This is a genomic window from Pseudomonas folii, assembly GCF_014357575.1.
Taxonomy (GTDB): Bacteria; Pseudomonadota; Gammaproteobacteria; order Pseudomonadales; family Pseudomonadaceae; genus Aquipseudomonas; species Aquipseudomonas folii.
On record NZ_JACONW010000027.1, the window covers coordinates 39,882 to 47,643 of the forward strand.

Genomic DNA, 7,762 nt, shown 5'->3' on the forward strand with positions numbered 1-7,762 from the left:
AATCCGGAACCTGCGCAATCCTGTGGGACCGGCTTTAGCCGGGAAAGGGCCGGTGCATCCACTGCATATTCATCGTTTGTGCCGCGGCATTCCCGGCTGAAGCCGGTCCCACGTCAGCATTTGCCTCGCTAGCGTGTTATCACGTCTCAAACAGCAGCTTTATGCTGCACGAACCGCATCATCCATTCGGCTACGGTCTGGCCGTGATGGTCGTGGTCGAGGCTGGCGATACCGGTCTGGTAAACCTTCTCGCCCAGACAGGCCTGGCGGATATCCAGCAACGTGCGTGAGTAGTCGTGAATGAATTCAGGATGCCCCTGGAAGCACAACACCTGATCATTGATGTGGTACGCCGCAAACGGGCAGAACTCGCTTGAAGCAATGACCGTGGCATTTTCCGGTAGCGCAGTGACCTGGTCCTGGTGACTGATCAGCAGGGTCAGTTTGTCCATGGCCGGGGTCATCCATGGCGTGGCAGGTGCCAGCTCGTAGTGGTGGATACCGACGCCCCAGCCTTTGCTCGCCCGTTCACTTTTACCACCCAGCAGCAGCGCCAGTAACTGGTGACCGAAGCAGATACCGAGCAGCTTGTCGCCGCGCTGGTACAGCTCCAGCAAATAGACTTTCAGGGTTTGAATCCACGGATCAGTGCCAAACGAGTCAGCTTTGCTGCCAGTCACCAGATACGCGTCAAAGCGCTCGCCTTCCGGTGGGTATACGCCCTGCATCACGTTGTAAACCTCGAACTCGGCGGCAATTGGTTGCCGTGCGAACAGACGTTCGAACATCCGCCCGTACCCCTGATATTGATCCACCAGCTCAGGGCGAAGAACGTCGGTTTCCAGAATGCAGATGCGTAGCGGCATAAAAAGTACCTGAAGCGGTCAAGGCGATAGTGCATGGCTCCAAGCCTGCCTTGAACGGGTAGGCCAAGGCAAGCGCCCGTTGCCGGATCTGTACGTCATTACCTGAACCACCGCTGTACCACCTGCATTTTTAGCAACCAGTCTTTTGAGAGATTGGTACAACAGTAATGACCGACGTAGGAATATTCCGACACCGACGAACGGTAGGTTGGCGCTGTCCAGGCAAAAAAATGCCCGACCTGTCTAGCAAGGGAGCATGCGCCCGCTGACGGCGGTTCCTATAACCGGATATTCGCATTTGTTAACCATAGATACGAAATGGTTCTAAACAATCACCACCGAGGGCTCTAAGGTTAATTTTGTAGCAACAGTAGCGCGATAAAAATCATATGCGGCGCTCGGGTTGTCGGCGACTTTGCCGGACCGGTTGCTCAAGGAATCACCTTTGCCAGCTGCCCGAACATTCATCAACACATTCGGTGAGCTTTTGTCGCTCAGGAATAACAAAAAAAGGCATACAGCCATGTTCAAGCATTCGAAAGTACGTCAAGCCGGGCTTATTTTGTTCGCCACTACCCTTCTGTTGATCTTGCCGAATATGACCCGTTTATTTGGCTAAGAGACGTCGCCATTGAAACCGACGATTTCATCGCCCTATCTGGCGAGAATTTTCTGTGCCAATCTTCCTTCTTCAAAGAAAGGAGGCATTGGTGATGGGTAAATGGATAGCACTGGCACTCGCAGTATGTGCCGGCAGTGCCGCCGCAGGTGACGTCGAACAGGCTGTCGCCGTAGCGGCGCTCAAGGAAGGGAAACTGGCCGTCGATGTACGCAGCCAGACTGACTATGACGCGGGCACTGTTCTCAATGCAGTACGCGTTGAGGAAGCACGACTGGTCAATCAGATGAAGCAAGTGCTCAACGACCGCAATGTGGTGTTTGTGGTATTCAGCAGCAGCAACGAAAAAGCCAGCAAGGCTCAGGACAAACTGAACAGAGCCGGGTACTACAGCGTTATAAATGGCGGCAATTATGAAGAGTTGCACAACGCTCTTTATGACACCAGCGACGATCCTGCGGAGTAATGTTTTGCGCTTTTTTCTTTCTCTGGCTGCGCTGACACTGGCGCTAGCCCCTCAATTTCCCCTGCAAGCCGCAGAGTTGAAGATAGAACTACCCGATGAAGTCAAAATCTGGGAAACCCGTCAACTGCTCGCACACCCGCTGATTCAGACCATCAAGATCGGCGAGGATGTTGCCTACAAGCGCCCCATGAGCTACCAGGCCATTCCGCTGGCGGCGCTGCTTGAAGGCGTCACTGCACAGGATCACCTTCAAGCAGTCGCGACTGACGGCTTTGCTGCAGAAATATCCGCAGCACCGGTGATTCAGCCCAAAGGCGCAAAGGCCTGGCTCGCCATCGAAGACCCGTCTCATCCCTGGCCTGCTATCAACAACGGCACGCACAGCGCTGGCCCGTTCTATCTGGTGTGGACAGACCCCTCGGCCGATAATATTGGCCGCGAAGAATGGCCTTATGCGATGAGCACCCTGAAAGTGCTGGCGTCCGTGAGTGAACGATTTCCCGCGTTGCTACCCGACCGGAAACTGGCGGCTGAAGATCCGATAAACAAAGGCTTCGCGCTGTTCCAGAAGAATTGTCTGGCCTGCCATCGCCTCAACGCTGCCGGGGATTCACAACTAGGCCCTGACCTGAACCAGCCTTACAGCCCTACTGAATACTTCAGCGCCGGATATCTGAGCCAATACATTCGTAACCCGCAAAGCCTGCGGGAGTGGCCGCAAGGCAAGATGCCTTCCATCCCGAAGGAGGTCTTGTCAGATACCGAACTGGATCAGGTGATTGCCTATCTGGAACACATGGCGGCGCGGCGCAAGGCGGGGGAATAACGATAAGCGCAGTGTGGGCCCGGCACGCCTCGCGAACAAGTTCGCTCCTACCGGTTCAGCACCGTGTCAGGTAGGAGGCAACTTGTTGGCGAGTGGGCTTGATCATGGCGCCTGGGCATCAATGGCTGATGAGCCCCCTTTCAATCACTGATGCTGCGCCTGCATCATGACCTTCGGTGCGCCAACCATCGGCGAGACCAGTACCTTGGCGTGCATCTGCTCACTACCACCGCCGCGGCGCATACCGCGTACCGGGCAGGCATCCAGGTAATCCAGACCTACCGCCAGTTTCAGATGACGCTCCGGGATCGCCAACCGATTGGTCACATCAAAACTGTACCAGGCGTCGTCAATCCACGCTTCAGCCCAGGCATGGCTGGCCAGATGTTCGCTGTCTTCGCTGTACAGATAACCGGACACATACCGCGACGGAATTCCGAGGCTGCGTGTGCAGGCGAGAAACGCATGGGTGTGGTCCTGACAAACACCGGAACGGCCCGCAAAGGCCTGCGCGGCGCATGTATCGACCTCGGTAGAACCCGGCGTGTAAGTGATGTACTGATTCAACGCGTGCATCAGATCAATCAATGCCGTGCGGTCCTTGCGCGTTTTGCATTGCTGATCGGCAAACGCCCGAATGGCCTCATCAGGCTCGGTCAGACGGGTGAAACGCAGAAACGGCAGCGGTGACTGACTTTCATGTTCGGCTTCACGCTTCTCGTCGATTTCAACCTGGCCACGTGCGCCGATGATGATCGCCTCATGAGGCTCATCCATGCTCAACACATGCAGAATGTTGCCGAACGGATCGATCTGCGCGCGCACCGGGCGCGGCAGGGTCAATTGCCAACTAAGCACTTGCTGGCGCTCGCTGTCGTGTGGCGTCAGACGTAAATACTGGATGCTCGCGCGGACCTGATCCTCATAGTGATAGGTGGTCTCGTGGCTAATTGAGAGTCTCATGCAGCCTCCAGGTAAGAAGTGTGAATGGCGTTACCCAATTGGGCCAGCAGCGGGATGAATTCGTTCAACCACTCGTGCAAGCCCTCCTCCAGTATTTCGTCGATCCCGGTGTAGCGCAGACGTGCATCCAGCTCAGCTGCCAGACGTTGCGCAGGGCGGCCATTGGCACCCGGCAGGCTGGCAAGGATCTGATCCAGCTCTTCAAGACAGGCACTCAGCGAACGGGGCACGTCGGGGCGTAACAAAAGCAGTTCTGCAACATGCCTCGCGCCTGGCGCATCGCGATACAGCTCCGTGTAGGCTTCGAAGGACGACAATGCCCTCAGCAGCGCGCTCCACTGGTAATAACCATGAGCCGAGCTGTCGGCGTCCACATTGGTGTCCGTGCCACGCAGTTCGAGCATTTCATAGCGAGCATCGAGCATGCGCATGGTGTTGTCGGCGCGCTCGATGAATATGCCCAGGCGAATGAAACGGAATGCGTCATGACGCATGATCGTGCCATATGTGGCACCACGGAACAGGTGTGAGCGCTCCTTGACCCACTCGCAGAAACGACTCATGCCGTAGCGGGTCAGGCCTTGTTCAGCGATGCCGCGAATCTCCAGCCAGGTGGAGTTGATGTTCTCCCACATGTCCGCGGTGATTCGACCGCGTACCGCGTGAGCACTGGCCCGTGCGGCCCCCAGACAGCTGTAAATACTGGCCGGGTTGCTCGCGTCCAGCGCGAAAAAATGCAGCAGGCGTTCGGCATGCAGCTCACCGTGACGCTCCAGATAATGATCCAGCGTGCCGGTGATCAGCAGTGGCATGGCCAGTTCATCAAGACCGTCACCACGCCCATCCTGAGGCATCAAAGACAACGAGTAGCTGACGTCCAGCATCCGGGCGAGGTTTTCTGCCCGCTCCAGATAACGCGACATCCAATATAAATCCGAGGCAGTTCTACTTAGCATTGGCAGGCATCCTTAATCCTCGACCACCCAGGTGTCTTTTGTTCCCCCACCTTGAGACGAGTTCACCACCAGCGAGCCTTCACGCAGCGCGACTCGGGTAAGACCGCCGGGTACGACGCGGGTTTCACGACCAGAAAGGACAAACGGGCGCAAATCGATGTGGCGCGGTGCGATGCCGTTCTCGACGAAGGTCGGACAGGTCGACAGGCACAACGTCGGTTGCGCGATGTAAGCATGCGGCTTGGCTTTGATACGCGCGCGGAACGACTCGATTTCCGCAGCCGTCGAAGCGGGCCCGACCAGCATGCCGTAACCGCCCGACCCTTGAGTTTCCTTGACCACCAGTTGCGGGAGATTGGCCAGCACATGGGACAAGTCAGCAGGCTTGCGGCATTGCCAGGTCGGCACGTTCTGCAGGATCGGTTCTTCATCCAGATAGAAACGGATCATGTCCGTGACATATGGATAAACCGATTTGTCGTCCGCGACACCGGTGCCAATTGCGTTTGCCAATACCACATTGCCGGAGCGATAGGCCGACAGCAAGCCTGGCACCCCCAGCATCGAGTCAGGGTTGAACGCCAATGGATCGAGGAACGCGTCGTCTAGACGACGGTAGATAACATCCACCGCTTTCGGTCCATCGGTGGTGCGCATGAACACGCGATCATCACGCACGAACAGGTCCGCACCTTCAACCAGCTCGACACCCATTTCCCGGGCGAGGAACGCATGTTCGAAGAACGCACTGTTGAAACGGCCCGGCGTGAGTACCACCACGCTCGGATTATCCAGCGGGCTGGAGCTCTTCAACGTGTCGAGGAGCAGATTCGGATAGTGATCAATAGGCGCAATGCGCTGCGCGGCGAACAGCTCGGGGAACAGACGCATCATCATCTTGCGGTCTTCGAGCATGTAACTCACGCCGCTCGGCGTGCGCAGGTTGTCTTCCAGCACGTAATACGTGCCGTCACCATCACGCACCAGGTCGACCCCGGAAATATGCGAATAGAGGTCGCGGTGCAGATTAAGGCCCTGCATCGCCAACTGATATTGCTCGTTGGCCAACACCTGTTCGGCGGGGATCACCCCTGCCTTGATAATCCGCTGCTCGTGATAGAGGTCGGCAAGGAACATGTTCAGCGCCTTGACGCGCTGAATACACCCACGCTCAACCACCCGCCACTCGCTGGCCGGAATGCTGCGTGGAATCGTGTCGAAAGGAATCAGGCGCTCGGTGCCCTGCTCATCACCATAGAGCGTGAACGTAATCCCGGCGCGATGAAACAATAGATCGGCTTCACGCCTGCGCTGAGCCAGAAGCTCAGGGGGCGTCTCACCCAGCCAACGGGCGAATTCCCGATAATGCGGGCGGACTATACCGCCAGCATCGTACATCTCATCATAAAAGGTGCGGATCATGCCGTACTCCTTGTCACCACGGACACCAAGGGCCTTCGCAAGGCCCGTGCCATCGGCATAAACGCTTAAATATCAACTGGTTACATAAAAATCGAAAGCCAACCGCACCATTCCTGTGCAAGAAGCTTCCCAACCAGTTCTCCTACGCCTCATTCGGAAGCGTTATTCAACTGCAAAAACTATGACCAGCATAGCCAGAGTTGATTTCACGAGACGATATCGTTTGTCGATAATCAGCGACATCCGAAACACACCGAATTTGTATGCCCCGTTTCAAGTCGCTGTCGAAAATACGAGCGCGCTGCCAGTACCGACTTCCAACCGGGCTGTCCTGACCGAACTTCCCTTTGTGCCACTCGCTGAGTGGCTTTTTTTTGTCTACCGAAAACTGAACAGATACACCGGTAGAGCCGAGATACTCTGTTTTGCGTTTAGAACATACAAACTAAAACCGGCCAATTCCCAGGCATTTGCCTGGTAATTGACCGGCGATTCACCCTGTCATAGCGCGTTTCATGCGTGTAGCCGCCGGATCTCCTGTCTCACTCCCCAGCCCTCGACCTCTCCGTCCAGCGGAGTAATCGCAGCCTGGAAATCCTGCTCGAAATCACCGATGCCGTCATAAGTCGCGTGCATGACTTTGCTCAATTGCAAGTGCCAGGCACCGTCATCCCGAACATTAATCTGAGTATTGAGAGATTCGCCACGGTACTGATCTGCAGCCTGCCTTGCCCGTTCCTCGTCCGGGAAAATGGCGTAGAACTCGATGGGATGGATACGTGCGAAGTCAAAACCGCTTTCTTTCATGCGGCGCAGCACGTTGCTGCTGATGTCCTCTTGATAGGCTGTGCTCATGAAACGTCCTCCTATTCAACGATAGATAGAGTTTCAACATTCCCTGCGCGCCGCTCGCGGCAGCGCCAATACACAGCAGATACTCTGCCATACGGGATCAAGCATGTAGCTGACAAGGCCGAGCCTGTTGCCAGACCGGCATCGACATGGAGAAAACGGGAGAAACGCTTCACCCGTCTCACTTGCAGAGTAACCCCATCATTGGTCTTCTGCCAATTCCCGGCGGGGCCATTTTTTCAATGCACTCAGAAAACCTCTTTGATCGAGATGATCTGCACAGCGTTGTGTTCTTTCAAAGACTTGGCCGTGGGCTCGGCTATGCGGCCGTCCAGGTCATTCATGTCCAGCTCGTCAGCGACCGGAACCAGAATGTGGCGAAGACGCTGGGCGGCCTTCTCCTCGCTGGGCAGCTCCTCGGATTCCATCACATGGCTCTGTTGCACACCGTCTTTGTCGAGATACGAAATGTTCCACTGTTTCATCAAGGTCTCCTCGGCAGCCGACAATGCGGCTTACGTGATCTTGACCTTTTGACGCGAGGATTCGTTCACAGGATTTGCAATCACGGCAGTGCGTCGGAACAACGGGCACGCGTGGTCTTGCTGGAGAAAAAGGTGGTGCAGTGGTTCAAGCATGATGCCTCGCGAACAAGTTCGCTCCTACCGGCTCAGCGCTGTTTCAGGTAGGAGGCAACTTGTTGGCGAGAGGGTTTTCACGCGGTGATCCAGGCCCAACACCTCGCGAACAAGTTCGCTCCTACCGGTTCAGCGCTGTTTCAGGTAGGAGGCA

At 56.1% G+C, this 7,762-nt stretch carries 8 protein-coding genes; 2 read left to right on the forward strand and 6 right to left on the reverse strand.

Going from position 1 to position 7,762, the window contains the following annotated elements:
- Positions 1 to 146: 146 nt before the first annotated feature.
- Complete coding sequence (locus H8S59_RS08425; protein WP_187521105.1) at positions 147 to 866, reverse strand: amidotransferase; 720 nt, start codon at positions 864 to 866, stop codon at positions 147 to 149.
- A gap of 713 nt (positions 867 to 1,579) precedes the next feature.
- Here H8S59_RS08425 and H8S59_RS08430 point away from each other — a divergent pair.
- Together H8S59_RS08430 and H8S59_RS08435 are read left to right on the forward strand one after the other, a co-directional pair.
- Positions 1,580 to 1,951: a rhodanese-like domain-containing protein gene (locus H8S59_RS08430; protein ID WP_095099546.1), complete on the forward strand. Its 372-nt coding sequence runs from the start codon at positions 1,580 to 1,582 to the stop codon at positions 1,949 to 1,951.
- Positions 1,923 to 2,777 carry a cytochrome c gene (locus tag H8S59_RS08435; RefSeq protein WP_187521106.1) on the forward strand — a complete coding sequence of 285 codons (855 nt, stop codon included), beginning with the start codon at positions 1,923 to 1,925 and terminating at the stop codon, positions 2,775 to 2,777. Before H8S59_RS08430 ends, H8S59_RS08435 begins: the two co-directional genes overlap by 29 nt.
- Positions 2,778 to 2,921: 144 nt before the next feature.
- On the opposite strand, the gene H8S59_RS08440 is transcribed toward H8S59_RS08435, so the two are convergent.
- From H8S59_RS08440 to H8S59_RS08460, 5 genes are all read right to left on the reverse strand, one after another.
- Positions 2,922 to 3,740, reverse strand: coding sequence for a transglutaminase family protein (locus H8S59_RS08440; RefSeq protein WP_095099551.1), 819 nt, complete (start codon positions 3,738 to 3,740; stop codon positions 2,922 to 2,924).
- The gene (locus H8S59_RS08445; RefSeq protein ID WP_095099553.1) at positions 3,737 to 4,696 is read right to left on the reverse strand and encodes an alpha-E domain-containing protein; all 960 of its coding nucleotides are present in this window, start codon (positions 4,694 to 4,696) and stop codon (positions 3,737 to 3,739) included. The genes H8S59_RS08440 and H8S59_RS08445 overlap by 4 nt, the downstream gene beginning before the upstream one ends.
- A 12-nt stretch (positions 4,697 to 4,708) precedes the next feature.
- Complete coding sequence (locus H8S59_RS08450; RefSeq protein WP_095099555.1) at positions 4,709 to 6,118, reverse strand: circularly permuted type 2 ATP-grasp protein; 1,410 nt, start codon at positions 6,116 to 6,118, stop codon at positions 4,709 to 4,711.
- 513 nt (positions 6,119 to 6,631) lie between these two features.
- Entirely contained in the window at positions 6,632 to 6,973 is a 342-nt protein-coding gene (locus H8S59_RS08455) for a ribonuclease E inhibitor RraB (RefSeq protein ID WP_027898878.1), read from the reverse strand.
- Positions 6,974 to 7,218: 245 nt separating this feature from the next.
- A complete protein-coding gene (locus H8S59_RS08460) occupies positions 7,219 to 7,455 on the reverse strand; it encodes a hypothetical protein (protein ID WP_095099558.1) in 237 nt (78 codons plus the stop codon).
- Positions 7,456 to 7,762: the final 307 nt, after the last annotated feature.